Annotated in this window: 32 protein-coding genes and 1 riboswitch; of the genes, 20 read left to right on the top strand and 12 right to left on the bottom strand. The window is 53.0% G+C overall.

Annotated elements, in window-relative coordinates; genetic code table 11:
- Positions 1-20: 20 nt before the first annotated feature.
- The 7 genes from ACYVHB_RS12275 to ACYVHB_RS12245 all read left to right on the top strand — a co-directional run bounded on the left by ACYVHB_RS12275 (position 21) and on the right by ACYVHB_RS12245 (position 7,007).
- Positions 21-596 (top strand): Uma2 family endonuclease, encoded by a 576-nt coding sequence (locus tag ACYVHB_RS12275; RefSeq protein WP_461052447.1) that lies wholly within the window; start codon positions 21-23, stop codon positions 594-596.
- Positions 597-669: 73 nt separating this feature from the next.
- A riboswitch (cobalamin riboswitch) is annotated at positions 670-859 on the top strand.
- 146 nt (positions 860-1,005) lie between these two features.
- Positions 1,006-3,009 carry a TonB-dependent receptor plug domain-containing protein gene (locus ACYVHB_RS12270; RefSeq protein WP_461052030.1) on the top strand — a complete coding sequence of 668 codons (2,004 nt, stop codon included), beginning with the start codon at positions 1,006-1,008 and terminating at the stop codon, positions 3,007-3,009.
- Positions 3,010-3,038: 29 nt separating this feature from the next.
- Positions 3,039-3,626 carry a DUF6580 family putative transport protein gene (locus ACYVHB_RS12265; RefSeq protein WP_461052029.1) on the top strand — a complete coding sequence of 196 codons (588 nt, stop codon included), beginning with the start codon at positions 3,039-3,041 and terminating at the stop codon, positions 3,624-3,626.
- A 58-nt stretch (positions 3,627-3,684) separates the two neighbouring features.
- Positions 3,685-4,653 (top strand): ABC transporter substrate-binding protein, encoded by a 969-nt coding sequence (locus ACYVHB_RS12260; protein WP_461052028.1) that lies wholly within the window; start codon positions 3,685-3,687, stop codon positions 4,651-4,653.
- The gene (cobU, locus tag ACYVHB_RS12255) at positions 4,598-5,131 is read left to right on the top strand and encodes a bifunctional adenosylcobinamide kinase/adenosylcobinamide-phosphate guanylyltransferase (RefSeq protein ID WP_461052027.1); all 534 of its coding nucleotides are present in this window, start codon (positions 4,598-4,600) and stop codon (positions 5,129-5,131) included. The genes ACYVHB_RS12260 and cobU overlap by 56 nt, the downstream gene beginning before the upstream one ends.
- Positions 5,128-5,829: a Dph6-related ATP pyrophosphatase gene (locus tag ACYVHB_RS12250; protein WP_461052026.1), complete on the top strand. Its 702-nt coding sequence runs from the start codon at positions 5,128-5,130 to the stop codon at positions 5,827-5,829. Before cobU ends, ACYVHB_RS12250 begins: the two co-directional genes overlap by 4 nt.
- 74 nt (positions 5,830-5,903) lie before the next feature.
- Positions 5,904-7,007: a DUF5074 domain-containing protein gene (locus ACYVHB_RS12245; RefSeq protein WP_461052025.1), complete on the top strand. Its 1,104-nt coding sequence runs from the start codon at positions 5,904-5,906 to the stop codon at positions 7,005-7,007.
- 83 nt (positions 7,008-7,090) lie between these two features.
- On the opposite strand, the gene ACYVHB_RS12240 is transcribed toward ACYVHB_RS12245, so the two are convergent.
- The 4 genes from ACYVHB_RS12240 to ACYVHB_RS12225 all read right to left on the bottom strand — a co-directional run bounded on the left by ACYVHB_RS12240 (position 7,091) and on the right by ACYVHB_RS12225 (position 10,743).
- Positions 7,091-8,512: an inorganic phosphate transporter gene (locus ACYVHB_RS12240; RefSeq protein ID WP_461052024.1), complete on the bottom strand. Its 1,422-nt coding sequence runs from the start codon at positions 8,510-8,512 to the stop codon at positions 7,091-7,093.
- Positions 8,513-8,699: 187 nt separating this feature from the next.
- The gene (rlmN, locus tag ACYVHB_RS12235; protein WP_461052023.1) at positions 8,700-9,767 is read right to left on the bottom strand and encodes a dual-specificity RNA methyltransferase RlmN; all 1,068 of its coding nucleotides are present in this window, start codon (positions 9,765-9,767) and stop codon (positions 8,700-8,702) included.
- Positions 9,764-10,276, bottom strand: a complete 513-nt coding sequence (locus ACYVHB_RS12230) for a CvpA family protein (protein WP_461052022.1) — start codon at positions 10,274-10,276, stop codon at positions 9,764-9,766. The genes rlmN and ACYVHB_RS12230 overlap by 4 nt, the downstream gene beginning before the upstream one ends.
- Positions 10,277-10,293: 17 nt before the next feature.
- The gene (locus ACYVHB_RS12225; RefSeq protein ID WP_461052021.1) at positions 10,294-10,743 is read right to left on the bottom strand and encodes a GatB/YqeY domain-containing protein; all 450 of its coding nucleotides are present in this window, start codon (positions 10,741-10,743) and stop codon (positions 10,294-10,296) included.
- 134 nt (positions 10,744-10,877) lie between these two features.
- On the opposite strand from ACYVHB_RS12225, the gene ACYVHB_RS12220 reads away from it, so the two are divergent.
- The 6 genes from ACYVHB_RS12220 (at position 10,878) to ACYVHB_RS12195 (ending at position 14,764) form a co-directional block, all read left to right on the top strand.
- Positions 10,878-11,603, top strand: a complete 726-nt coding sequence (locus ACYVHB_RS12220; RefSeq protein WP_461052020.1) for a pyridoxine 5'-phosphate synthase — start codon at positions 10,878-10,880, stop codon at positions 11,601-11,603.
- Positions 11,603-12,166 (top strand): Crp/Fnr family transcriptional regulator, encoded by a 564-nt coding sequence (locus tag ACYVHB_RS12215; protein ID WP_461052019.1) that lies wholly within the window; start codon positions 11,603-11,605, stop codon positions 12,164-12,166. Before ACYVHB_RS12220 ends, ACYVHB_RS12215 begins: the two co-directional genes overlap by 1 nt.
- 77 nt (positions 12,167-12,243) lie before the next feature.
- Positions 12,244-12,732 (top strand): SRPBCC family protein, encoded by a 489-nt coding sequence (locus ACYVHB_RS12210; RefSeq protein WP_461052018.1) that lies wholly within the window; start codon positions 12,244-12,246, stop codon positions 12,730-12,732.
- 17 nt (positions 12,733-12,749) lie between these two features.
- Complete coding sequence (locus ACYVHB_RS12205; protein ID WP_461052017.1) at positions 12,750-13,115, top strand: hypothetical protein; 366 nt, start codon at positions 12,750-12,752, stop codon at positions 13,113-13,115.
- 87 nt (positions 13,116-13,202) lie between these two features.
- Entirely contained in the window at positions 13,203-14,246 is a 1,044-nt protein-coding gene (gene mnmH / locus ACYVHB_RS12200; protein ID WP_461052016.1) for a tRNA 2-selenouridine(34) synthase MnmH, read from the top strand.
- 65 nt (positions 14,247-14,311) lie between these two features.
- A complete protein-coding gene (locus tag ACYVHB_RS12195) occupies positions 14,312-14,764 on the top strand; it encodes an RES family NAD+ phosphorylase (protein WP_461052015.1) in 453 nt (150 codons plus the stop codon).
- A 5-nt stretch (positions 14,765-14,769) separates the two neighbouring features.
- Here the strand turns inward: ACYVHB_RS12195 and ACYVHB_RS12190 are convergent, their stop codons facing one another.
- Entirely contained in the window at positions 14,770-15,360 is a 591-nt protein-coding gene (locus ACYVHB_RS12190; protein ID WP_461052014.1) for a hypothetical protein, read from the bottom strand.
- Positions 15,361-15,386: 26 nt separating this feature from the next.
- Entirely contained in the window at positions 15,387-16,031 is a 645-nt protein-coding gene (locus tag ACYVHB_RS12185) for a Uma2 family endonuclease (protein WP_461052013.1), read from the bottom strand.
- Positions 16,032-16,121: 90 nt separating this feature from the next.
- On the opposite strand from ACYVHB_RS12185, the gene prfA reads away from it, so the two are divergent.
- A complete protein-coding gene (gene prfA, locus ACYVHB_RS12180) occupies positions 16,122-17,195 on the top strand; it encodes a peptide chain release factor 1 (protein WP_461052012.1) in 1,074 nt (357 codons plus the stop codon).
- Between the two features lie 82 nt (positions 17,196-17,277).
- Here the strand turns inward: prfA and ACYVHB_RS12175 are convergent, their stop codons facing one another.
- The 4 genes from ACYVHB_RS12175 to ACYVHB_RS12160 all read right to left on the bottom strand — a co-directional run bounded on the left by ACYVHB_RS12175 (position 17,278) and on the right by ACYVHB_RS12160 (position 20,291).
- Positions 17,278-17,670: a RidA family protein gene (locus ACYVHB_RS12175; RefSeq protein ID WP_461052011.1), complete on the bottom strand. Its 393-nt coding sequence runs from the start codon at positions 17,668-17,670 to the stop codon at positions 17,278-17,280.
- A 91-nt stretch (positions 17,671-17,761) separates the two neighbouring features.
- Positions 17,762-18,754 (bottom strand): helix-turn-helix transcriptional regulator, encoded by a 993-nt coding sequence (locus tag ACYVHB_RS12170; protein WP_461052010.1) that lies wholly within the window; start codon positions 18,752-18,754, stop codon positions 17,762-17,764.
- Between the two features lie 16 nt (positions 18,755-18,770).
- On the bottom strand, positions 18,771-19,736 hold the full coding sequence (locus ACYVHB_RS12165; RefSeq protein ID WP_461052009.1) for a Kelch repeat-containing protein: 966 nt from the start codon (positions 19,734-19,736) through the stop codon (positions 18,771-18,773).
- Between the two features lie 54 nt (positions 19,737-19,790).
- On the bottom strand, positions 19,791-20,291 hold the full coding sequence (locus tag ACYVHB_RS12160) for a hypothetical protein (protein WP_461052008.1): 501 nt from the start codon (positions 20,289-20,291) through the stop codon (positions 19,791-19,793).
- Positions 20,292-20,689: 398 nt separating this feature from the next.
- Here ACYVHB_RS12160 and ACYVHB_RS12155 point away from each other — a divergent pair, with 398 nt between their 5' ends.
- The 4 genes from ACYVHB_RS12155 (at position 20,690) to ACYVHB_RS12140 (ending at position 22,980) form a co-directional block, all read left to right on the top strand.
- A complete protein-coding gene (locus tag ACYVHB_RS12155; protein ID WP_461052007.1) occupies positions 20,690-21,175 on the top strand; it encodes a response regulator in 486 nt (161 codons plus the stop codon).
- A gap of 34 nt (positions 21,176-21,209) precedes the next feature.
- Positions 21,210-21,725: a SixA phosphatase family protein gene (locus ACYVHB_RS12150; protein ID WP_461052006.1), complete on the top strand. Its 516-nt coding sequence runs from the start codon at positions 21,210-21,212 to the stop codon at positions 21,723-21,725.
- 192 nt (positions 21,726-21,917) lie between these two features.
- A complete protein-coding gene (locus tag ACYVHB_RS12145; RefSeq protein WP_461052005.1) occupies positions 21,918-22,415 on the top strand; it encodes an FAD-binding oxidoreductase in 498 nt (165 codons plus the stop codon).
- A gap of 352 nt (positions 22,416-22,767) precedes the next feature.
- On the top strand, positions 22,768-22,980 hold the full coding sequence (locus ACYVHB_RS12140) for a hypothetical protein (protein ID WP_461052004.1): 213 nt from the start codon (positions 22,768-22,770) through the stop codon (positions 22,978-22,980).
- A gap of 87 nt (positions 22,981-23,067) precedes the next feature.
- Here the strand turns inward: ACYVHB_RS12140 and ACYVHB_RS12135 are convergent, their stop codons facing one another.
- Positions 23,068-23,472 (bottom strand): response regulator, encoded by a 405-nt coding sequence (locus ACYVHB_RS12135; protein WP_461052003.1) that lies wholly within the window; start codon positions 23,470-23,472, stop codon positions 23,068-23,070.
- Between the two features lie 243 nt (positions 23,473-23,715).
- Here ACYVHB_RS12135 and ACYVHB_RS12130 point away from each other — a divergent pair, with 243 nt between their 5' ends.
- Positions 23,716-24,129 (top strand): response regulator, encoded by a 414-nt coding sequence (locus ACYVHB_RS12130; protein WP_461052002.1) that lies wholly within the window; start codon positions 23,716-23,718, stop codon positions 24,127-24,129.
- A gap of 126 nt (positions 24,130-24,255) precedes the next feature.
- Here ACYVHB_RS12130 and glpK read toward each other — a convergent pair whose 3' ends face one another.
- A complete protein-coding gene (glpK, locus tag ACYVHB_RS12125) occupies positions 24,256-25,761 on the bottom strand; it encodes a glycerol kinase GlpK (protein WP_461052001.1) in 1,506 nt (501 codons plus the stop codon).
- Between the two features lie 69 nt (positions 25,762-25,830).
- On the opposite strand from glpK, the gene ACYVHB_RS12120 reads away from it, so the two are divergent.
- Complete coding sequence (locus tag ACYVHB_RS12120) at positions 25,831-26,055, top strand: hypothetical protein (RefSeq protein WP_461052000.1); 225 nt, start codon at positions 25,831-25,833, stop codon at positions 26,053-26,055.
- The last annotated feature ends 7 nt before the right edge of the window (positions 26,056-26,062 follow it).

Genomic DNA, 26,062 nt, shown 5'->3' with positions numbered 1-26,062 from the left:
ATACTCAGGTGACGAACGGTATGGTAATGCCCATCAACTTACCATCACAATACGGTCGCTTTTCGGACGACGAGTTGTTTACGTTTTGTCGAATGAATCCAGATCTACGCATCGAGCGTGATGAAGATGGGCAATTGGTATTTGGGTTTCCTGATGGATTAGAACACAGCTTTCTCAATGTTTTACTAATGTTCGAGTTGGGTATGTGGAATCGGCAGACCAAGTCAGGCCGCATCTCCGACTCGAATGGCGGCTATACGTTACCCGACACATCGATGCGGGCACCTGATTTAGCCTGGATAAGCAACGAGCGGTTAGCTACCGTATCGCCGGAGGATCTGAAGAAGTTTGCACACGTCTGTCCAGATTTCGTCATTGAACTGGCTTCGGGGTCCGATGATTTGGGACATTTGAAAGGTAAAATGGTCAAGTATCTCAACAATGGTGTTCGACTCGGTTGGCTAATTGACCCATTTGGGCAACAAACGATTATTTACCGCCCCGAACAGGAACCAGAATCCAAACCATTTTCGGACGAATTGAGTGATGAAGACGTGCTGTCTGGCTTTACGTTACGTCTGAACGAATTAATGTAATCTGTAGAAAATACCATGTAACGAAACCGCCCGCTCGCAACCGGGCGGTTTTTTATTTACGGGGCAAATTCTACCTTTGCCTCACGTTTAAGGTTTGCCCCTGATGAAGGAGCAATTAAAAGGGAACACCGGTGTAAATCTGGGACTATTCCCGTAGCTGTAAGTTCGGTCACCCGCCGATGACATATCAGGCCACTGCCTCCGGGTGGGAAGGCGTCATCGGTCGAACAAGTCAGAAGACCTGCCTCAGACGAATTCATGATTCGAGCTTTCGGGAAAAAAGCCGGGGATGGAAGACGTTTTTCGGTTGAATGGCGTGATCGTACCAACGGTCATCGACGGGAATGAAGCCCGTCTGTCTTTTGTTTTCTCTTTCCGACGGCTCATTACTTAATCAAACTGATTAATAATGAGCAAGTTTACCACCGGGCTATCGGTCGTTTGGACCATAGCCACACTTAGTCTGCCCGCTCTGGCGCAGACAAATCCCGATTCATCCGTTTCGCGCTCCTTGCGATTAGACGCCGTTACGGTAACGGCCAACAAAGTTGAACAACGGCTTTCGCAAACGGGTAAGGTCATCACCGTCCTGTCCGATTCGGTCCTACAGCGCTACGCCACCCAATCGGTGAGTGAACTACTGTCGCGGCAGGCCGGTCTGCAAATTGTGGGTTCCAACGGACCGCTGGGCACCAACCCCGACATTTACCTGCGCGGGGCCTCGGCGGGTAACACCTTGATTCTGCTCGATGGCATCCCCGTTTACGATCCATCGGGCGTTGCCAACACCTTCGATCTGAACCTGCTGACGGTGGGCGAGTGCAACCGCATCGAGATTCTGCGGGGCGCTCAATCGACTACGTACGGGTCCGACGCCGTAGCTGGGGTCATTAACATCTTCACCCGAAAAGGTAACGCCACCAGAACCGGTAACAAACCGCTGGGTGTGACGGCTTCGCTGAATTACGGTTCGTACCAAACGTTCCGAGGAACCGTAGGGGTGAGTGGCCAAACGGGAAAGCTGCTGTACAACGTGCAGTACACCCGGCTGACATCAGAGGGATTCTCGGCCGCCACCGACCGGACGGGTGGACAGAATTTTGACAACGATGGTTACCGGCAAAATGCGCTGCTGGCTAACCTGACCCTGCAACTGACCACTAAACTGAGCCTGACCGTGCGTGGCCTGACGACGGCTTACACGACCGACCTGGACGCCGGAGCGTTTACTGATGAAAAAGATTTCACGTTCCGCAGCCAGTTTGGGCAGGTTGCCACCGGGCTGGTATACCAACACCGGCGGGGGCGGCTGGTTGTTAATTATGGCTTGAGCGACAGTCGCCGAACCTACACCAACGACTCGACGGCGCGGGAGCCGGGGGCATCGGAAGTGTACTCGTATCAGAAATACGGCGGACTGGCGCAGTTCGCCGAAGCGTACCACAGCTTAAAACTCGGTAGCTGGGGCGAACTGCTGACTGGGGTCGACTACCGGTTTAGCAACACGGACCAAACGTACCGTTCCATCAGCTCATTTGGCCCATACGAAGCTCCGCCCATCGGGGCCGACACCGCCCGCATTGGACAGATGGGGGTGTATGCGACGGGAATCGTGACGCCCTACCGGGGTTTGTCGGTGGAGGTGGGCGGTCGGTATAACCGCAACTCGCTGTATGGAAACGTTTTTACGTATTCGTTCAATCCGTCATATCTGGTAGCCAATCGCGTTAAGGTATTTGTCAATCTGTCGTCGGGCTTCCGAGCACCCACGCTGTACCAGCTTTTTTCGCCTTACGGCAACAAGGCGCTGCAACCGGAGCGGAGTCAGTCGGCCGAAGCGGGTGTGCAAGTCTTTACCAAACGCCGTAACGCCTGGGTTCGGGCCGTTTATTTCGACCGTCGGATCAGGAATGCCATTTTCTTCGAGTCGTTGAACGTCGATCCTTACGGGCGTTACATTAACTTCGACCGTCAGCACGACCACGGCTGGGAGTTTGAAGCGCAAGGACAGTTTAATCGCTTATCGCTAACGGGTAACCTGACGCTGCTTGACGGAGCCATTACCACCGCATCCGCCGGACGCGATACGACGTACAATAACTTATTCCGGCGACCCAAAACGCAACTGAACGTCAGCGCGGGTTACCAGTTTACGCCGAACCTACTCATTAGCGCAACGGTTCGGTCGGTTGGTGACCGCACGGACCGTTTTTATAACAATGAGACATTTGGCGTGGACAACGTAACGTTGCGGGCTTATACGACCATCGATCTATACGCGGAGACGAAACTGAATGCTCGTTTTCGATTGTACGGTGATGTGCGCAATCTTTTCAACGAAACGTATACCGATATTTACGGCTACAACACCCGTCGCCGAAACGCTAATGTGGGCATACGCTTTACCTGGTAATTTAGTCTTTGCTTTCTTCTCCTGTAAACATGAAACAATCACTTAATCCCCGCTTCGTAGTGCTCCTGCTGTTTATTGGACTGGTGGCCGTACTCCGTATTGCCAACTCGGCCGAGTGGTCGCCGGTGGCTAATTTCACGCCCATTGGAGCGATGGCTCTGTTCGGTGGGGCGTATTTCACCAATCGCTGGAAAGCTTTTGGTCTGCCGCTGCTGACGTTATTGCTGAGCGATCTGGTTATCAACGTTGTGCTTTACAAAGGGCAGTTTGGTGTCATGTATTCTGGCTGGTACTGGATCTACGGCATTTTTGCACTCATCGTTTGGTACGGCAAGACGATTTTGCACAAGGTATCGGTCAAGAACCTGCTGGTGGCCGCGCTGGTAGCGTCGCTGTCGCACTGGCTGCTGGCCGATACGAGCGTGTGGCTAACGGGTGGCATCGACCTGCGCACCCAACTGCCACTGAGCCGTGATTTCGCGGGCTGGCAGCAGTGTATTTTGCAGGGTGTCCCATACATGCGTAATTTCTTGGCCAGTACGCTGGTATACAGCGCGGTGCTGTTTGGTGGGTTCGAGTGGCTGCAAACGCGCTACCCGAAGTTGGCGGTTGCCTGATACCAACAGCCGCCACGCTCATCTCTCAGACCAAGATTCCTACTTATAAAAGTCAACGATGAAAGCTTGTTCGTTTTTGCCAGCCGCCACCCAGATGATTTACGACATGGGTTTGCAGGAGCTACTGCACGGTGTCACGTTTGAGTGCCCGGAACCGGCCCGCGCCGAAAAAGCAATCTTGGTGCGGTGCGTATTAGAAGGTCACGATTACAGCAGTGAAGAAATCGACCGCATTTTCTCAGCGTCGAAAGCCGAAGGTCGAAGTTTGTACTACGTCGAAGAAGACATACTCCACCAGCTTTTACCGGACGTCATCTTCACCCAGGACGTGTGCGAAGTTTGCCAGATCGACACCAAATGCACGCAGGCCGTGCTCGACCGTCTGCCCAAGCAGCCGACCGTCGTGCCGCTGACTCCTCAGAGCCTAACCGACGTATTCGATACGGCCGTGACCATTGCGTCGGCGCTGGGTCGTGAGGAAGCGGCTTACCCATATTTACAGGGTCTGCGCGACCGGATCGATGCGGTGATCGACCGGCTGCGGGCCAGTCGCGCTCTGCCCAAACGGGTAATGGTGATGGAATGGATGGCGCCCATTTACAACTGCGGCCACTGGATTCCGCACCAGATTGCCTACGCCGGTGGAATCGACATGCTGGGTAACCCGTCGGGCGACAGCATCGTGACGACCTGGGAGAAGGTGCGCCGGTACGACCCCGAAGTATTGGTGATTGCGCCCTGCGGCTTCACCACCGACCGGACGATGCAGGAACTGCCCCTGCTCGAACAGCAGCCCGGCTGGCACGAGTTGCGGGCCGTGGCCGATGGGGCCGTTTTCGTCGCCGACTATGATTTGTTCACCCAGCCTTCGGCGGCTACGCTGGTCGATGGTATTGAACTGTTGGCGGCTTGCTTCCATCCTGATTTATTCACGGTTCCGGCTACTTTACAAGCCAAAGTTCATACGATTTATGCCAACGCGCCAGGCGTATTTGCACCTGATTACGGGCGGAGCGCGGAGCGGTAAAAGCCGGTATGCCCAGCAGATAGCCCGCGAACGAAGCGAAGCCCCCATTTACGTAGCCACGGCCCGCGTCTGGGATGATGAGTTTGCCGAGCGGGTGAGTCGTCATCAGCAGGATCGCGGACCAGAGTGGACCATCTACGAAGAGCAACGCCACGTTAGCCGTTTGCCGCTGGCCGGGCAGGTGGTTGTCATTGACTGCGTGACGCTCTGGCTAACTAACTTTTTCGGCGATACAAAGCAGGACGTAGCGCAGTCACTCGATTTATTTAAGCAGGAGATCGACGCGTTGCTGGCGTTGCCGGGCCAGTTCATTATCGTGACGAATGAACTGGGAATGGGCGTTCATGCCGAAACCGCCCTTGGCCGGGCGTTCACCGACTTGCAGGGCTGGGCCAACCAGTACGTAGCCAGTCAGGCCGACGCTGTTACGCTGCTGGTTAGCGGCTTACCGATGGCCATCAAAACGCCCGCGCTATGAACCGGACACTGATGAACTGGAGTGGGGGCAAAGACTCGGCTCTTGCTCTGTGGCGTGTTCTGCAAACCGGGCAGTACTCGGTTGAAACGCTGTTGACGACGCTGAATGCCGCAAACCGGCGCGTTTCGATGCACGGCGTTCGCGAAGGATTGCTCGATGCGCAAGCCGCCCGGTTGGGTCTGCCACAAACGAAACTGTTCTTACCCGAAGAAAGCGCCATGACCGACTACCAGCAGCAAATGGACCTTGTGCTGAAGCCGTTGGTAGAAGCGGGGGTTACCCACGCTGTTTTCGGTGATATTTTTCTGGATGATTTGCGGGTTTGGCGGGAATCGCAACTGGCCCACTGGCCATTGACCGGTATTTTTCCACTCTGGCAAACTGCGTCGCTCCAGCTACTGGAGGAGTTCTGGGCAGCGGGCTTTGCTACAATGGTCGTCAGCGTGAACAGCCAGTACCTCGATGCGTCGTTTTGCGGCCGGGTACTGGACCGGGCCTTTGTCAATGACTTACCACCCAACGTGGACCCCTGTGGGGAGAATGGCGAGTTTCACACGTTCGTATATCAGGCTCCGTATTTTAGCGCACCCATACCCATTCAGGTCGGCGAGATGGTGTCTAAAAACTACACGTATAAAACCAGCAGTGGCGAAGAAATGACATCGACCTATTATTTTGCCGATTTACAACTGATTTGAATCGAGCGGTCTGGGTTATCGGGCAAACTCCTGTGCTTAGATTTGCTGTAGCAATCAATTTGGTAGAGGGTACAATGAAAAATAAGTGGAGTAAAGCAGTGCTGGCTGGATTATGGGTTTTGAGCGTGTGCGGTTGTCAAGTGCCCGACCCGGAACCGTCGCCATATGAGGCAGGGACCTACGTGGTGAACGTGGGCGAGCCGTTGGCCAATAACGGGTCAATCTCATTTCTGCCCCAAAACTCAGCTACGGCTTCGACCGACATTTTTAACGAAGCCAACGCCCGCGCCCTGACCGGCGGTGTGCAGGATTATACCGAAATTAATGGTAAAGGCGTAATTCTGGTCGACAATAGCACGGCCGGACAGGACAAGATCGAGATTGTTGAGTCGGGTACGTTTAAGGCGTTGGCAACGTTCCAATCCCCCGATGTTGAAAATCCGCGCTACGTCGTTCAGGCTGGTCCCAACAAAGCCTACGTAAGTTGCTGGGATACCACCGGCGCCCCGTCGAATTTCTACGCCAAACCCGGTTATATACTGGTGTTGAATCTGGCATCGCGGACGGTGGTAAAAAAGATTCCAGTGGCTAAAGGTGCTGACCGGATCGTGGTGGTCGGCCAGGAAGCATTCGTCGGTAGTGCCGGGGGCGAACGCAGCCTGACCATTATTGATACCGAAAAAGATGAGGTTAAGCAGCCGGGTTTAGACGTGGGCGTCAACACCAGTCCGCTGGCTATAGATGCCAATGGCCGGTTGTGGGGGTACACGTCGTCGACCAACGAGATGGTGCGTATTAACACGGCAACTAAAGCCGTCGAGATTCGAATGAAAGTTGGTAATTCAGCCAGGTCGCCCCGCGCAATCGCCCTTGGCAAAGACAGGCAGACGTTTTACTTCGTTAACTCGTTCTACGATCCAGCCGATAACAACCGGGAAAAGGGAGAAACATACAGCTTTCGAATCGACGCTACAAGCATTCCGGCAACGCGACCCTTTATCCGGCGTTTATTCAGCGGGCTGGGGGTTGATCCGCAAACGGGCTATATCTACACGGGTGTGACGCCCTCATTTAAACAGGCGGGCTACGTGTTGCGCTACGAAGACAACGGGACCAGCGCCGTTCTGATCGACTCGGTAAAAGCGGAGATTTCGCCTTCTAAGTTTTACTTTCGATAAGCGCCTGAGTGTTTATGTGTATTAGTGTTTAAGTGTTTGCGGGTTAGAACCACTTAAATACCGACACACCAAAACCAACACACTTAAATTAGCCACCGAAAGAGAATATAGAGCGTAAAGGACAGTAGCACCGAAACGGGCAGCGTCAATACCCAGGCGAGGGCAATGTTACGAACCGTACCCGCCTGTAGGTTTTTGATGCCTTTGTTGGCTACCATGCTACCCGCAATGCCCGACGACAGTACGTGGGTGGTGCTAACCGGCACATTCAACTGCGACGCCATGCCGATCATAATAGCTGCCGTTAACTCCGCCGATGCTCCCTGTGCGTAGGTCAGGTGTTGCTTACCGATCTTTTCGCCCACCGTCACCACAATCCGGCGCCAGCCGATCATAGTGCCTAAACCCAGTGAGAGCGCAATCATCAGAATAACCCACAGCGGAGCGTAATCGGTATACCGGCGTAACCCACTTTCCTGGCTTAGGTTTGTCCGCAATGCTGCCAACTGATTGGTACTCAAATTAGCCCCTTCGTCATCCGCAATCTTGGTCATGTTGCTGTTAATGAGCAGCAAATCGCTCCTGACGTCCAGGCGTTTAGCCTGCGGAATCTTATTGTCGGTTGTTGGATCACCAACTAATTCTTTTAGCTCAACCAGTTCCGTCCGGGTGCGGGCCAGCCGGGCGCGGTTGACGACGGAGAGTTGATTCGAGTCCAGCGCGGCAACGGTCTGCTCGATGCCGGATATGTTCGATTGTAGCAGCTGGGGATCAAGATTAGGTTTAACCGCGAATTGAAACGGTACAATGCCAATCAGAATCAGCATCACCAGCCCAACGCCCTTTTGGCCATCGTTACTGCCGTGGAAGAAACTTACTAACGAACAGGTAGCGATCAGAATGGCCCGTATCCACGCTGGCGGGGGGGTGTTTTTCTTGGGCTCCTTAAATAACTGATCTTTAGTTTCCTCGGGTACTAACCGCCGAACCAGAAACATCAATACAATTACCAGGCTGAACCCCAGCAGGGGAGAAAGCAACAACGCCCAGCCAGTTTCAATGGCTTTTTCCCAGTTTACGGCCGCCCCGTCCTTATTATCAGGCATGGTGGCAAACGCCAGTCCCACGCCCAGAATGGAGCCGATCAGCGTATGCGAACTCGAACTGGGCAGACCGAAATACCACGTGCCGAGGTTCCAGATAATGGCGCTCAGCAGCAACGCCATCACCATCGCAACGCTGTGGTACACGTTTTGGTCGACCAGCAACTCCACCGGCAGCAGGTTAACAATACCCATCGCTACGCCGATACCCCCCAGCAGAACACCCGTGAAATTGCAAATGCCCGACCACACGACCGCGACAGTCGGCTTCAGGGAATTGGTGTAAATGACGGTGGCTACGGCGTTGGCCGTGTCGTGGAAACCATTAACGAATTCGAAGGCGCAGGCAGCGAACAGGCTGATGAAGAGCAGAATAAAAACATCCGTTTCTAATCCAAACATGGAGTGGGAGTCTTCTGTGATGAGGTAAACGGCAGATTCCGTACCCCAATGATTCCCACAAAAGTAAGGTAAACCGGTTAGAGGGATATTATGGAATTGTTAAGGCCGCGCTGTAGAGCCGCAACACTTTGCGGCTTCTGACCGGATGGTTTTGCTGACGCAGGAGGAGACACAAGGTATTGTGTCTCTACGTCTTACCCGCCAATTGCCCACAGGCGGCATCAATATCTTTGCCCCGGCTTCGGCGAACGTTTAGGGTCACCCCTTTATCCCCCAAGAAACCGGCGAAGCGGTCGAGGGTTTCGGGATCGGTGTTGGTGAAGTTAGCTTCGGCAATGGGGTTGTACTCAATGATGTTGATCTTAGCCGGTACGCGTTTAGTAAACTTCCAGAGTTCCTGCGCGTCCTGCAGCGTGTCGTTGAAATTATAGAACAGGATATACTCGAACGTGATGCGAGTACCGGTCTTTTTGTAAAAATACCCCAGCGCATCGCCCAGTGCCGCCAGCGTGTTGCTTTCGTTAATGGGCATAATCTGGTCGCGCTTGGTGTCGTTGGCCGCGTGGAGCGAGAGGGCGAGGTTGAACTTAACCTGATCGTCGCCGAGTTGGCGGATCATTTTGGCAATACCCGCCGTCGAAACGGTAATGCGCTTGGGCGACATACCCAGCCCGTCGGCCGAGGTGATTCGATCAACCGATTCCAGCACGTTTTTGTAGTTGAGCAATGGTTCGCCCATGCCCATGTACACAATGTTAGACAATGGCGCATTGTAGTTTTCTTTCGCCTGCCAGTCAATGGCCACGACCTGATCGTAGATTTCGGCCGCGTCGAGGTTGCGTTTGCGATCCATATAACCCGTGGCGCAGAATTTACACGTCAGCGAACACCCCACCTGACTCGATACGCAGGCCGTCATTCTATCCGTATCATCATGGCGCAGGGCTGGAATCAAGACGCCTTCTACCAAGTTTCCATCGAACAGCCGGAATGATGACTTGATCGTGCCGTCGCTACTGCGTTGCTGCTGATCGACGGTTAGGGATCGAATCTCGAAGTGAGTATGGAGTAACTCCCGCGTCGGCAGCGACAGGTTGGTCATCTGCTCAAACGACTGCGCCGACTTTTTCCAGAGCCATTCATGGATTTGTTTCGCCCGGAAGCCCTGTTCGCCGTTCTGCACGAGCCAGTCTTTCAACTGCGCTGGGGTGGTCTTGCGGATGTCCTGTTTACTGATTGTCGCTGTCGTGGTCATTGTCGTTCAGTGCTTGCCCGCCACTTCTTCCCGGCTTCGAGTCCCTGCGGCACCCAAACGGCGGCTTTGTCCATTACTTTCGGCGCGATTGGGCGGATGTACGGGTAAAGAAAGGCGCCATTGAGTTGACGGGGTGGTATTTTGACGCCCATATAACTAAACAACCAGAGAATCACACTAATTCCAAAAATCCATGTAAAAAGTCCGACGGCTGCTCCAGCTACGCTGTCGAACGTGCCAAGAACGGAGAACTTCAACGAGCGCCGGATGGCAAATCCCATCTGATTGATCATGAATACCGTTGGGAAGAAAATGACTGAGAAACCCAGCCACGGCAGAATTTTGCGAGCCACCTCACGGCTGATGTAGGGGCTAAGCAAATCAATCCCGAACGCCAGAAATTTGAACCCCACGATCATAGCCACTACAAAGGCAATTACCGCCACAATCTCCACGAGGAGACCTTTGCGGTAGCCGTTGAAGGCCCCCCATGCGAGGGGAATGAGCATGAGTAGATCAAGGGTGGTCACTGTAAAAGTATTTTTACCATCGCCGAAATCGCTTTGCCGTCAGCTTGTCCGGCCAGTTCTTTGGAGGCCACGCCCATTACTTTGCCCAGATCCGACGGGGCCGATGCGCCCACGCGGGTCATAATTGCCTGGAGTCTGGCTCTGAGTTCGTCTTCGGATAATTGCTTGGGCAAATACTGCTCAATCACTGCAATTTCGGCTTCTTCAACCGCCAGCAGGTCGGGGCGGTTTTGCTGCCGGTAAATGTCGGCCGAATCTTTGCGCTGCTTCACGGCTTTGGTCAGCACCTTCATGTCTTCGTCGGCACTCAGTTCGCCGGTCTTGCCTTCTTTGGTTTCTTCGAGTAGAATCAGCGATTTTACGGCCCGCAGTGCACGGAGTTTATCCTGATCGCGGGCCAGCATAGCCTGTTTTATATCGGCGTCGATTTGTTGTTTGAGAGTCATTTGGTTAATGAGCGAAAGAGTGAATGAGTAAAAGAGCGAATAAGGACTCGCTCATCTCCTGAACCTTCATTGTTTGGGCAAAGTTACGAAACCAACGGAGCCATTCGCTCATTCACTCTTTCGCTCATTAAAAGATGACCCGCCTGTCCGTCAACATTAATAAAATCGCCACCATCCGCAACGCGCGGGGTGGTAATAACCCCGATCTGGTCCGGGTTGCGCTGGATTGCGAACGCTTCGGAGCGCAGGGCATCACGGTGCACCCCCGCCCCGATGAGCGCCACATCCGCTACCAGGACGTGCTGGACCTGCACGAGATGGTAACGACCGAGTTCAACATCGAAGGTAATCCCGATGATCGGTTCATTGACCTTGTCAAACGCGTTCGGCCCGCCCAGGTGACGCTCGTGCCCGACGCGCCCGACGCCATCACCTCCAACGCGGGCTGGGACACCATTCGCCACGCTGATCACCTGCGCGATCTGGTCAATACGTTTAAGGCCGACGGCATTCGCGTGTCTATTTTCGTGGATGCCAACGAGCGCATGGTGGAAGGCGCTAAAGCAGTGGGCACCGACCGCATTGAATTGTATACCGAACCCTACGCGGCTCAGTATTATGACAATCGTGAAGCTGCCGTGGCTCCCTTTGTGCGGGCGGCCCAGAAAGCGCAGGAACTGGGCTTAGGTCTGAACGCGGGCCATGACCTGAGCTTAGACAATCTGCGTTTCTTTGTCGAACAGGTGCCGGGTTTGGAAGAAGTGTCTATCGGTCACGCGCTTATCTGCGACGCGCTGTATTTTGGCCTGGAGAACACGATTCAGATGTATTTGCGGGAGTTAGACATACCCGTTGCCTGATGCACCCACTTCGCCAGTTTATCAATAACTACACGAGCCTATCTAATGCCGACTGGGGCAGTGTCGAAGCGTGTTTGGTTAGGCAGGAAGTGCCTAAAGGAACGCTGATTCTATCTGAAGGCAAGATTTGCCGCTACCTGTACTTTTTGGAGAGTGGGCTGCTACGCTTTTTTATCCTGAAGGACGGCGGTGAAGTCACCAAGTATTTCACTGACGTGCCCTACGTCTTTACGTCGCAGAAAAGTTTCGCGTCGCAGCAGCCCGCCCGCGAGAGTATCGAGGCTTTAGAGGATAGCGTATTGTGGCAGATGACCTATGGAGATGCTTACCGATTACTCGAAACGGATGCTTGGAATACGTTTATACGAAAACTGATCCAGGAAGTACAAACCTACACCGAAGATATTCTGGAAGCGTTGCAGACTGAAACGGCTGAGGATCGCTACCGGACGATGCTGACCGCTCAGCCATCGCTAATCCAGCGGGTACCACTCAAATACTTAGCGTCTTATTTCGGTATTGCACCGCAATCGCTGAGCCGAATCCGTAAAAATATCCGCTGACTTATCCGAAATTAACGTAGGTGAAGTGTTGCCGATTAAGGGAACCGGAGTTTTGCATAACATAAAAAGAATTCATCATGCAAAACCCACTGATCATGCTCACTATACTGTTTGCCATGCCCGCGCTGGCCCAGCAATCGAACACGCGCTTCAGCCACACCGTTGAAACGTCGGCTTCGCCGGAGGCCATTTGGCGCGTCTGGACGGATGTGCCAAACTGGAAGGCCTGGGACGACGGCCTGAAAGACGCTGAGTTGAACGGGCCGTTCGCAGCCGGGGCCAAAGGCGCACTGATCCCCGACAGAGGTCCAAAATCGACGTTTACGCTGACGGAGGTTATTTTTAATAGATCGTACACGTTCAGGACAAAACTACCGCTCGGCGCTTTAAACGTAAAACGCTTTCTCACCATCCAAAATGGAAAAACGGCTTTCACGCACGAAGTCTGGCTAACAGGGGTGTCGAAGGGTGTTTTTGGCCGGGCGCTGGGGCGTAACTACCGAAAAATGCTGCCGGACGTTATGAGGAAAATTAATCGAATTGCCGAACAACAGTCCAATTTATAATGAACACACTGCCGTTGATGAACATCATTTACGTGAGCAATATCCTCGTTGCGGGCTGGATCAGCATTGCCAGCCTGTTCATGCCCGGAACGGCGCAGGCCACCGTTTTCGGTAACGGGTTTGCCTATTCAGAGGCCATCCGACTAGTTGGCGCATTGTGGGGAGCCATCTTTATTTTGTCGGTGCTGGGTCTGTTCTTCCCACGGCAGATGAGCTTGGTGCTGCTATTTCAACTTATTTATAAATCGTCGTGGTTGCTGTTTGCAGCCCTACCCGCACTGATGAACAACCAGTCGTATCCGAAGGGAATGGCCTTATTCTTTGTGGTCTGGGTACTGATTTTGCCGTTTGCTATTCCTTGGAGCATATTATTTAGCCAGTAAAATCAGTAGTTCAGGAACGTATTGGCCGGACCCCAGCGCTGAATGACCAGCGGAACCATAGACCTTGATTGCGGTTTATGGTACATCATGCAGCTTCCTGTTGACGAATTTTTGAAAAAGGCCCAGACCCTGCCCATCATCGATGTGCGGTCGCCGGGGGAATACGACCACGCCCACATTCCGGGTGCGGTAAATATTCCGATTTTCGACAATGAGGAGCGGGCGCAGGTCGGCACGCGCTACAAGCAGGCTGGCAAAGACCATGCTGTGCTACTGGGTCTGGATCTGGTTGGGCCAAAGCTGGCGGGGTTTGTGAGGGGGTCGAAAAAACTCAATCCGCAAACTAAAGAAGTGCTCGTGCATTGCTGGCGGGGCGGAATGCGCAGCGGCTCATTTGCCTGGCTGCTCGATACCGCCGGGCTGACCGCATCAACGCTGGCCGGTGGCTACAAGGCGTATCGGAACGCTGTGCTGTCTGCGTTTACCGAACCCCGAAACCTGATTATTCTGGGGGGTAAAACGGGCAGTGGCAAGACGGACATTCTGAAGGAGCTGGCCCGGCAGGGCGAACAAATTATTGATCTGGAAGGGCTGGCCCACCACAAAGGATCTACCTACGGGGCCATCGGTCAACTGCCGCAGCCCGCTTCGGAGCAGTTCGAGAATTTAATTTTCGGCGAGTGGCGAACGCTGAACCGTAACGACGGACCGCGCAGCCGACGCATCTGGATTGAAGACGAAAGCCGAAACGTTGGCTCCTGCTTTATTCCCATGCCCCTTTGGCAGCAGATGCGGGCGGCCCCGGTGGCGTTTGTCGACGTACCCAAGGCGGTTCGGGTGCAGCGGTTGGTGGCCGAATACACCGGCATTGACCACCGTTTACTGGTGGAAGCCACCGCCCGGATCAGCAAGCGACTCGGCGGCAAAATAACTAAAGATGCACTCGATGCGCTCACCCGCAATGACTACGCTACCGTTGCCGACCTCACGCTCGATTATTACGACAAAGCGTACTTGCACGGTCTTTCCCAACGCGACCCGGCACAGATTAGTAAGCTGGACATTGTGAACGACGACCCGGCTGAAACGGCTCGTTGGCTCATTCGGTGGGCAGATGACCAGCACATTTGATTGACTACGCCAACCATCAACCCCGCAGATGCGTTTACGGCCATACGATAAACTTGCTGTTTTGTATGGTTACCTACCGACTTATTCCTACTGAGTTCGCGCACGATTTGAGTGGCTCGGGGTCAGCCAAAGAGCCTGGTCGCTGGAACGTTCAGGGTACCCCCGCACTCTATACCAGTAGTAACCGGGCGTTGGCCGTATGCGAATCCCTGTTAGGGTCATCGAGTAAGAAAGGCGATGATTTGTCGCTCATTACCTACGAAGTGCCCGACGATTGCCCCGTCTTGTGTCTCGAAGCCGACGACCTGCCCGAAAACTGGGCGACCAACCCGCCCCCCGATGAGTGCCAGCAATTAGGCGCGAAACACCCGAAATGCGAAGAGTATGTGGCATTCCGGGTGCCGTCGAGCATAGTACCCGACGAGCACAACTTTGTGCTGAATCCATCTTTCAAGCAGTATAATCGAGTAAAAGTCAGGCACATTGCCCCGTTCGATACGAGTCAGATACAGGCCTGATCTACTTATTTCTTTTTAGTAGGTTTCATCCGGCGCACGATCTCCCGCTTGGAAAATGCCAGCCGCCAAACGGCTAACGGCGTTTTCTGAGTACCGAAACAGGTTTGACAAATCACGTTATCCGTCGGTATGGCCGCATTATACACGTAGAGGTTGTCATTGATTTTCTGAATGTTGGAGATCTGTGGCAGCTTCTTTTCGGCGTTGTATAAATACGCATCCAGCACCTCCCGCTCTTTCTGACTAAGTGCCCCATTGGGCACGTCGGCTCCGCTTAGCAGTTGTATGTCAATTGCGTAGCGATCCGCAATGGCTTTTGTACGGGGTAGATTCTGGAGTTGGCAGAATTTTGCCCGCTCAGCCGGATCGGTTGTTTTCTGGAGTTGAGCCGCTACTTCTTTCTGAACAACGGCGGTAATGCGTTCACCAAAAACATCGACCGTTTCAACAAGATCGGCATTGGTGATTCGCTTGATCTTTTTGTCGGCCATTTCCTGCTTTAGCTCGCTGGTGTACTTCACCCGTTCGGGGTTGCAGGCGAGGGGCAGGCAGGAAAGAAGGAGGGCGGAGGCAAGAAGCAGTAGTCGAGAGGCCATATCGAGGTGAAAAGCAGAAAGAATAGCTACCTCGCTAACTCAATTTTCCGGTAAACATCCGCCAGTGGCAGCGTGAAATCACCAATTATCACCATGTCTGTCAAGGCGTAGTAATGCGTCAGTAGCCATTGATCAGGTCGGCTGGTGCGTGAACAGATCGAAACATTAACTGTTTGCTGATCAACAAACATAATATGCTGTACAGATCGAACCGTTTGGTAGGCCGTAAATTTCTCTCCCAAATCAAGTTTTCGGGTCGATTTAGATAAGACCTCAACTACAATTTCGGGGTTTTTGATGCGAACCTTTGAGTCAATTCCAGTGGGTGTCGTCCCGTACTCCGATGAACCCCGCACCACGGATAGATCGGCGTTGAAATCACCCGTTTGCTCAGGAATCACAATCTTAACGTTGCTGCCTAACACCCGGCAATTGTCCAGTTCATCAAAATAGATAGCGAATAGTTTTATAAGCCGGGCAACTAATTGTTCGTGCGTGTCAGTAGCCTGCCCCATGATAAGGATTTCGTCGTTAAGGAATTGGATGGGGTACGGCGTGTCTTCGACCAGGTTGATGTATTCATCCCAGGAGGCAGGTATGCGCAGCATTTTCCCTTCTTCCAGCCCATCGAGTGTTTCAGGTAGTTTGAGTGCGAAGGCAACAGCTTCCATTATAGAGGTTGGTCAGATTGTTTGGTAAAGATAAGACTTGCTGAACCAAGCCCCAAAATGTTGTAAATTTGAGGTCTAATTATTAATAGGATGCTTGACCAGTTAGAAGCCATTCGGGAGCGCTTCGATGAAGTAGCCCAGCAAATTGTTCAGCCCGAAGCCGTTTCGGACCAGAAACGATTCATGAAGCTGAGTAAAGAATATAAGGACTTAGAGAAAATTGTCCTGCAATACCGCGCCTATACGCAGTTGCTCGAAGAAATTGACAATGCTAAACAGGTCATTGCGACCGAGAAAGACGAGGATTTTCGCGAAATGGCCAAGGGTGAACTCGATGAGTTGCTGCCCCGCCGGGATGCGCTCGAAGAAAAGCTGAAGGAAATGCTCATGCCCAAAGACCCTAATGACAGCAAAAACGTCATTCTGGAGGTTCGTGGTGGCACGGGGGGCGACGAAGCGGCAATTTTCGCGGGCGATATTTTCCGAATGTACCAGCGGTTTTGCGAGAAAATGGGCTGGAAAATGTCGCTCGTAGACTTCACCGAGGGAACATCGGGCGGCTATAAAGAAATTATCACCGAAATCGAAGGCGACGACGTGTACGGCAAGCTCAAGTTTGAGTCGGGCGTTCATCGGGTGCAGCGCGTACCGGCCACCGAAACGCAGGGCCGGATTCACACCTCGGCCGCCAGCGTGGCCGTGCTGCCCGAAGCCGAAGAGGTCGACGTGGAGATCAACATGAACGACATCCGCAAAGATACGTTCTGCTCGTCGGGGGCGGGTGGCCAGTCGGTGAACACGACGTATTCGGCGGTGCGCCTGACCCACATCCCAACGGGTTTGGTGGTGCAGTGCCAGGACGAGCGCTCACAGTTGAAAAACTTCGACAAAGCCCTGACGGTACTGCGGTCGCGTATCTACGAAATTGAGTTGCAAAAGCACAATGACGCTATTGCCTCGCAGCGCAAAACGATGGTGGGCAGTGGCGACCGCTCCGACAAGATTAGGACGTACAATTATCCCCAAAGCCGCGTTACGGACCACCGAATCGGCATGACGGTGCATAACCTGCCCGCCGTAATGGACGGCGACATTGGCGACTTCATTGAGCAGCTTCGCATCGCCGAAAACGCCGAGCGGCTGAAGGAAGGCGTAACGGCATAGAGGTAGAAATCTATCCTAAGAACAGCAAATACACGGGTCCGATATACCACCGGACCCGTGTGCTGTCGGCTTGCTGAAGTGATTATTTCACTGCGGTAGCTTCCAGTTCAACCGTTAGGGTTGCATAGAGGCCTTTCACTTCCAGCAACGTCATCGCCTGTTTAATGCTGTGCTTAGCGATCCAACCTTGAAAGACATCAAAGCAGGTAGTGAAAAACTCGGTGGTCGACGTGGTAAAAACGGTTAACCGCACTATATTTTTTGGCTCGTATCCAGCCTCGCTGATCAGTTGTTCCAGGTTTTGAATAGTTTGGATCAACTGGCTTCTCATGTCGGCAGTGCTTGGCTGTCCATCAGCACTTATCGCCACCTGCCCCGAGCAATAGAGTGTACTTTCGGCCTGTTTGATTTCTACGGCCTGCACCGAATTGGTTTGCTCACCCCACTTCCAGGGATCAATTGTCAGCTTTTCCATTGCCTTTGCTTTTTGAGTTTCTGTAAACAAGCGTGTTTGTCACTTGACTCTGCAAAGGTTGACCCGACCGCTGACAGCCTTATGTCATACCTTAATCGGGGGCGCAAAAAAAATCGTGTGCCCGCTGGGCAAGCTCGCGCAGGTGGTCCCGTAAGGCGAGCGGTTCGAGTACGGTAACGGCACCAGCGTAAGGCAGCAGCCAGGGGGCTAAGAAGGACAGTGAGCCGATAAAAAATGTTATCTCCACGGTGCCATCAGTCAGGAGCTGCTCGTGGGTCCAGCCATACTGGTGTTTGGTATCCTGCAAGTGCTGCGCCAGGGCGGGCAGGACCGCAGCCGCCTGAAAGCGGATAACCACCTTCTCCTTAGATCGCCGGTTGGCCTCAGCGGCCCAGTATTGCTGTAGGCGGTCCGGCGATCCGGTTTCGGGGCGGAAAACAAAGACTTCTTCGCTAATTGTCAAGTGCCTGATGCGGTCGAGACGAAAATCCCGGAACGCTTGCCGCAGCCGACAATACGCCACTACGTGCCACTGCTGGCCAAGATAAAGTCCAATCGGCTCTACTTCCCGATTGGTTGGTGAGTCGGTATCAGCACCATGATAGTTCAGGTATACCACCCGTTGCGCCGTAATGGCTGTCACCAACTGCTGGTAGGCATTAGGGCGGCTGGGCTGGCCCGTTGGTTCCAGCACCTGAATATGGGGGGCGAGGGTTTCGAGATGATCGCGGTCAGCACGTCGTAACACGGCCCGCAGCTTGTCCATCGCTGCACCACTGAGTTGGGCCGTAGGTGTGTCGGTGAGCCGGGCGACCAGTTTTTCAGCCGTGAGCAGGGCAATGGCTTCCTCACGCGTAAACATAACAGGAGCCAGCCGATACCCTTCCAGCATGGCATAGCCTTTACCCTCCTGGGTTACCACCGGGATTCCCGCCCGTTCGAGTGTTCTGATGTCTCGGTAAATGGTCCGGGTACTAACCGAAAAGCGATGTGCTAACTCGCTGGCTGTCAATATCCGTTTCGTTTGAAGCAGCGTCAATAGCGCAACGAGTCGGGAAAGGCGGGTTATTTCGTGGTCAATCATCAGTTAGCTTGCCCGCTTATTTCAACACCTCCACCGTGTTCAGTTCCGGCCCGCCACCGTGGTTGGCCGATCCAGCTACAATGTAAATCCTCCCCTCGTGAACCACCGCCTGCGTCCCGTGGCGACCCTGCTGTAACGTAGGTCCGGCCGTCCAGCGGTTGGTTTTTGGATCGAGTACTTCGGCTTCGTTATGCGCTTTGAGCTGGACTGTTTCCCCGCCAATAATCCAGACCTTGCCGCCCTGCGTGACGGCCGTGGCCCCGGCCCGCTGCGTTGGAATATTTGACGCAGCGGGCAAGGTTTCCCAGCGTCCCGTTTTAAAATCGTACACGTCGACCTCCGCAATGGTCGTTTCCAGCACTTTGTTGATACGAGCTGTTGAGTTGCGACCTCCTGCCAGATACAGTTTTTCGCCTACCATAGCCGCGCTGATGTGGTCGCGGGTGCGGGGCGCATCGGGCAGGCGTTTCCAGGTGTTTGTTTTCGGGTCATACTCATCGAACCAGGCAACATGCCCATCGTAATGGCCATCGATAATCCCGCAGACCATATAGATTTTATCCCCGTACACCACCACCCCGGCCGATCCGCGAAGCCGTTCTTTCGGAATTGGTGGTCCTTCGCGCCAGGTTCCCAATTTGGGGCTGTATAGGTATATGTTGGGAATGGGTGTTTCGTGCGGGTAGTTGCCCTTAAACGCGCCCATGACGTAAATTTCATTCCCGTAGCTGATGGCCTGAAAGTGGTTCATCTCGACGGGGGGCGTCGGCAATGCTCGCCAAACGAGGGTTTTCAGGTTTAGGGCTTCCAGCGGCTTCAGGCCGCGCCCGCCAATCGCATACAGGCTGTCGCCAATTAGCGCGGCTGCGCTTTCGTGTCGGGCGGCACAGTCATTCTGCGTCGTAACGGGTTGCCAGGTTTGGGCCTGAGCGGTCAGACTGCCGCCGAGCAGGACGACGTAGCAAACGAAAGGTAGTTTCATGGAAAAGTGCTCGCGGCCGCGGCTGATGGTTTGATTTAGGCGCTGTTGAACTGACTACTGAGGAATGAGCTTTGTCGATATCCTGATGCCTTTGCTTGCATCCTGACCGAGCGCCTGCACTTGGGCCAGAAACCCTTTTTCCGTTGCATTCTGGGTGGTAGGAACGACCTGGTAGCCCAGGTCAAGGTTCGTTGCCGACGCGCTCTCAACCGTGTACGTTGCCTTGCTGTTATCGGGATAGATCAGTACTAATTCTGTGTCGTTCGAGAGCAGTTGCCACGTACCCGTTTGGGTCTGACTTCCATCGAATAGGGCAAATTTGCCGTCGCCGGTTAGCGCAAGCTGGTATTCGGAGTAATCGACCAAATTGCCGGTAACACCTTTAGTGTAAACGGGCACGGTCAAACCATTAGCCGTGATGGTCACATTCGCCGTTTGCATCTGCCACGTTCGGGTAATGAGCTGAGTCTTGGTTTGTGGTGAGTCGGTGCTGTCGTTGGTGCAATTAGTCATGCCAAGGCTAATGACCATCATCAAAAAGAAGGACTTTTGCATAAATAGGTATAGTTGAGGTGGTAGATAATTGATCAGTCAAAATTGAGCAATAATGCCCAATACAGCGTTAAAAATTTCTTCCGTTCGGCACTTGTGTCAGGCTGTATTCTGTGTTTACAGCAAGTAAACGAATGTTCACTAAACAAAACCAGGTTTGCTTATAGAGTGGCTGCGATTAATCAAAAACAAACTTTTCATTTGTAAACGCTTCCATACTGGTCGTAACACTTTCATTCACTACGCAATTTTAGTTTACGCGAATTGATTGTATACTAAAAATAATAAAATGAATAAATATTGGTTCCTTTGTGATGGAAAGTTACCGCAGGAGCCGATCTGATGCGCTGTGTTTTCTGGTAATCGACTACCTATTCCCGTTCAATTAATTATAGGCCCGTATGAAAAACCAGGAAGTACATATTATCGACGACTCCGCCGACTATCGCTTGCTGGTTCAGCATGTATTCAACCATTTTCTAAGTCAGTACAAGACTCGTTTTTTCGCCAGTGGCAACGCCCTTCAGGAGCATATCCAGTTCCTGTTAAACCAGGCCTTTCCCGATGAGCACGGCTCGGATGCACCTGATTTGGCCGGGCCAGGACTCATTTTGCTGGACCTGAACATGACCGGCCTGAGCGGTTACCAAACCTTATTGTACCTGAAACAATCACCGTGGAGGAACACGCCGGTCGTTGTAATGACCAGCCTGGGGTCGGACGAGGAAATTGAACAATGCTACAAGGCTGGTGTTAGTTTGGTCATTAGTAAACCAATTGGAATTGAACCCATGAAGCATCGGATGAGTGAGGTCTGCCACCATTGGCTGGAGCTGAATCAACTGCCCGTTGGAGAAAGCGCAGAGCAACTGAATTTTCTACGCTGATTTGTGTCCATCCGGTTCTGTCCGTCTATCCATTATGCGTCTGTCAGCTCCCGTCAGTGCTGCTCTATTGCTAGTCTGTTTGAGTGCCGCCTGCTCCACCACTACCGTGTATGTAGTGCGTCATGCCGAGAAAGTAGATGAAACGGATTCGACCGATTTGAGCAGGGCCGGACAACGGCGGGCCCTTGCGCTGGCCGACACGCTGGCTAAGCGGGGAATCGATTCCATTTTCACAACGCCGTATCGCCGTACCCGCCAGACAGCCCAGCCGCTGGCCCAACGCCTGAACATCCAACTGGTGACGTATCCGGCGAGTCCAGTCAACGGTATTGTCCAGCGTGTGAACCGAATCCGCCATCGAACGTTACTGATCGTTGGTCACAGCAACACTATTCTTCCTATTGCGCAGGGTTTGGGAGCACGGCCAACGATAAGCCAAATTGAGCCGGGCGATTATGACAATCTGTTGACACTGCGGATCAGACACCAGCCGTTTGGTAAAAAAGTAACCCTCTCGGAAAGAACCTATGGCGAGACAACCCGGCCGTAGTTGCCTCAGCAGACACCACCATTTACCGTTCAGAAGCTGTTAAATCCGCCCTGTGACGCTTTAATGCTAAATAAGCTGCCCGTTGATTAATCCTTTACGGCCCACGAGCGTCAAATCATACAATTGCAGTATTGACGATACGTAACCGGAATTTTACCTTTGGCTATTCAAGCATTCATTAACCCCATACCGATGCCCCGCTTCGTCCTGCCCTGCCTGCTGGCGATGTCGTGCGTGCTTCCCGCTGATGCACAGTCGCCACAAGCCATCACCAAAGACGTGCCGGTGGTTATGACAAAAACGGCCTATGCCCCCACACCGGCTTCCTACACGGGCCGACAACTTATGGTGGGTAATGGCGGTGGCTTCACCGGATTTTCCACTATGTATTACCTTCTCGACAATGGTCAGCTTTTTAGTCGACGCAGCCAGGATACAGTTTACCGAGCGCTTGGTAAACTGACCGCTGCCGATACAAAGCGGGCATTTGCCACGGTGGAGACTACGGGTCGAATAAAGAAACTTAGGTTCAATAAACCGGGTAATACGTACAAATTTGTGGGCTGGAAGTGGGGAAAACAGCAGTACACGGTAACCTGGGGCGCACCGGGCGCGACCGTACCCGCCACGTACTCTACCTTCTATGATTCGTTCATGAGCATAATTCCGACAGCAACCCGGCTTAACTGAAGCAGGTGATTCGTAGCTCGCACCCTATACTTCTTTCGTCTCGTTCGGCAACGGTGGCTCCTTTACGCCCATCGTTCATGAAACGCGACCAACCCGGTTGTTTGCGACAGCGGCACTACGTAATAGGTGAACACACATTTGTGAGTTTGGCAAATTAATTGCACAAATAAATTAAGTGGAACCTATCCAACCATATGGCCGGATTAAGCATCCTCAATTGGCACAACAGGGAGAAACGCGGGCCGCTTAAAAGAAATAATAAAGAAAGATTAAACTTGAGCGGGTGACCATCCTCATAGTTCGGGGGTCTACTTATTTAATAGTTGTTAGCTGGTATCAACAAGCCAATAAAATGCGCCAATTTCTTTATTCATCAATGTTTATAGCCGGGGCGTTAATTGCATTTCTTTGGTATTGTGCTGCTCTCATCGACTGGGTGCAGGAGTATTCGAGTGGTTACTACGCCTTTCACCGCATCGAGGAGGTGTTTGAGACCGCCGGAATCGTCACGTACACGTATTTTGGCATTCGGTTTTGCCGAAAGAAATTGAATTTTCTGGAATGAAATGTAATTACACAGAAAAGCCGATCAAACTGATCGGCTTTTCTGTGTAATTACATTAATCGGCAGGATGTGTTTGGCTGATTGCGGTCAGGACAGCTCCCACTGTTGAATCAATTCCTGGGCTAATTGCCTCAATTGTTCGTGAGTCAGGGGTTTAGTCAGAAAATGATTAGCACCTAACACAACGGAACGTTTCCGGTCTTCATCGTCCGATGATGTCGTCAGCATAATGACTGGAAGATCAGCAAAGTCCGGCGTATCACGTAATTCCCGCAGCGTCTCGAATCCATTCTTACGGGGCATGTTTACATCCAGCAAAATCAGCCGGGGCAACTCAACACATTCCCGTAACCTGGGCAGTAACTCATCTCCATCACTGAGCGTCAATACGGAGATAGGCGGCTGACCGTTCCCGAACGCCGAACGGATGAATAGCTGATCGTCTTCGTCGTCGTCAACCAGCCAGACAGTGGGCGTGGAAAGCTGTTGCATAAGATAGAGGAAGTACGTTCCAGTTTAGTAGTGACAGTGGGGCAATGTAAAGGAAGCAATAATACGTAGTTAACCGTTGATAAGCAAAAATCTATTGTACGTTCACTCACCATCTGGGAATACTTTGGTTAATTAAAAACCATCAGTCACACACACGGTTAACTGTAGTTAGCAAGCCCGATTGGTCCGCCAGTTTGGCTTGACTGATAGGTTGTGTCTGTTTCCGTACTTTGTATTCAACGTATGAACTACTCTATACTGATTGTAGATGACGACGATGACGATTTCGTGTTGCTAACCGCTCGTATCAGGCAGTGTCAGCAAAACGTTGCATTGACCTTCGCAGAGAACGGGCTTGAAGCAACGAAAAAGCTCGCGGAGGGCTTACAACCCAACCTGATTATTGTGGATGCCAACATGCCCATTATGAATGGGTACGAGTTGTTGGTGTGGCTGATGAAATCCATTTCCTGGCGGCACATACCCGTTGTAATCTGGACGGGTGAAATGTCGGACACCGAGGTGACCCGCTATTACCAGGCGGGTGCCAACTCGGTGATGCTGAAACCAAATGCCCTACAAAGTGTAGAAGCCTTTTGCAAACACTGGTTTGAACTGGTTCAGCTACCCGAACTCGTTGCCGAAGCGCAGGAATAGATGCGTTTCAGGCACCTCCTGACCACTTACCGTCTATAACCGCCGGGCGGGATCCACTGCTGCGTCGACGTATACGCAGATGGGTTAGCGGTTCTGCCAGTTACTAGTAGTGCAGTCAGTATACCATCATTCGTCCCATCCGAAAGATCGCTCAATGGCTTTCTGCCAGCCACGCATCAGCTTTGTCCGCTGTGCGTCGTCCATCGTTGACTCATACGTGCGGTCAACACCCCAATTCTGGCGCAGATCGTCAAGATTTTTATAATAGCCCACCGCCAGCCCAGCCGCGTAGGCCGCACCGAGGGCCGTTGTTTCGGTCATGCGCGGGCACACAACGGGACCATTCAGCACGTCGGCCTGGAACTGCATCAGCAGCGAGTTAACGACCATGCCGCCATCCACCCGCAACGACCGTAATGACACGCCCGCGTCCTGTTCCATGGCCCGCACCACGTCGACGGTCTGGTAGGCGGTGGCTTCCAGCACGGCTCGTGCGAGGTGGCCTTTCGTGACGAATCGCGTGAGACCTGCAATGACGCCCCGTGCGTCGGCTTTCCAGTGGGGGGCATATAGTCCCGAGAAAGCCGGGACGAAATACGCTCCGCCGTTATCCGCCACCGAACGGGCGAGCGGCTCAATGTCGGTGCTTTTTTCGATGATACTGAGGTTATCCCGCAACCACTGCACCAGCGCCCCGGCAATGGCTACACTGCCTTCGAGGGCGTACTGTACCGGCTCGTTTTGGAACTGATAGGCCACCGTGGTGAGCAGCCCACAGGTGGAGGGGCGGAGTTCAGTGCCGGTGTTCATGAGCAGAAAGCAGCCCGTGCCGTACGTGTTTTTTGCCTGCCCCGGCTCGAAGCACGTCTGCCCAACCAAAGCCGCCTGCTGATCGCCCAAGATACCCGCAATGGGCACGCCCGGCAGCACTTCCGATGCTACCGTTCCGTACACTGCGCTGCTCGGCCGAATTTGGGGCAGCATGGCACGGGGCACGGTAAAGGCGTCGAGGAGCGCGTCGTCCCAGTCGAGGGTGTGCAGGTCCATGAGCTGCGTCCGGCTGGCGTTGGTAACGTCGGTGAGGTGCAGGCCCCCATTGGTCCCACCGGTCAGGTTCCAGACGACAAACGAGTCCATGTTGCCGAAGAGCGCATCGCCCCGTTCGGCGTCCTGGCGCAGGCCCGGTACATTGTCCAACAGCCATTTGAGCTTCAGACCGCTGAAATACGTAGCCAGCGGTAGGCCCGTTTGTTCCCGAAAACGGTCTTGTCCCAGCGGACTTTGACTGGCAAACTGTGCGGCAAGTTCGGCCGTGCGCATGTCCTGCCAGACGATAGCATTGTAGTACGGCTTGCCGGTTTTGCGGCTCCAGACGACGGCCGTTTCACGCTGATTGGTAATGCCAACGGCGGCAATGTCGGCGGCCGCTAATTTGCCTTTAATGCGGGCCAGCGCTACGACTTCGAGCGTGTTTTTCCAGATTTCTTCGGGATCATGCTCAACCCAGCCGGGCTGTGGGTAAATCTGTTTGTGCTCTTTCTGAGCCTGTGACACAATCTGACCCTGCCGGTCGAACACAATGCAGCGGGTGCTGGTGGTGCCCTGGTCAATGGCGGCTACGTAGGTGGGCATAGGTAAATGAATTCAAGGGTTGTTAGTGATGATTCTGTAACTTACCGGTCACCGTAACAAAATCAGTAGATGAATGAAGACGAACGACAGTTTCTACTGGGAACAAAAGCAACTTTGGAAAGCTACATCCTGCTTATTGATGATCAAATCATCGACTACCAGACGAAGGATACTAATGAAAAGCACGATTTTCTCATAAAGAAACGCACATTCACATTTGCAGTGCATAAAACTCATTCTGAGCAAATTCAGCCGGGCTTAGATAGCCCAAAGTTTTGCGAGGTCGTTGATTGAGTTGATC

The organism is Spirosoma arcticum (assembly GCF_054779955.1).
This window is presented reverse-complemented; position numbering and strand designations above follow the sequence as displayed.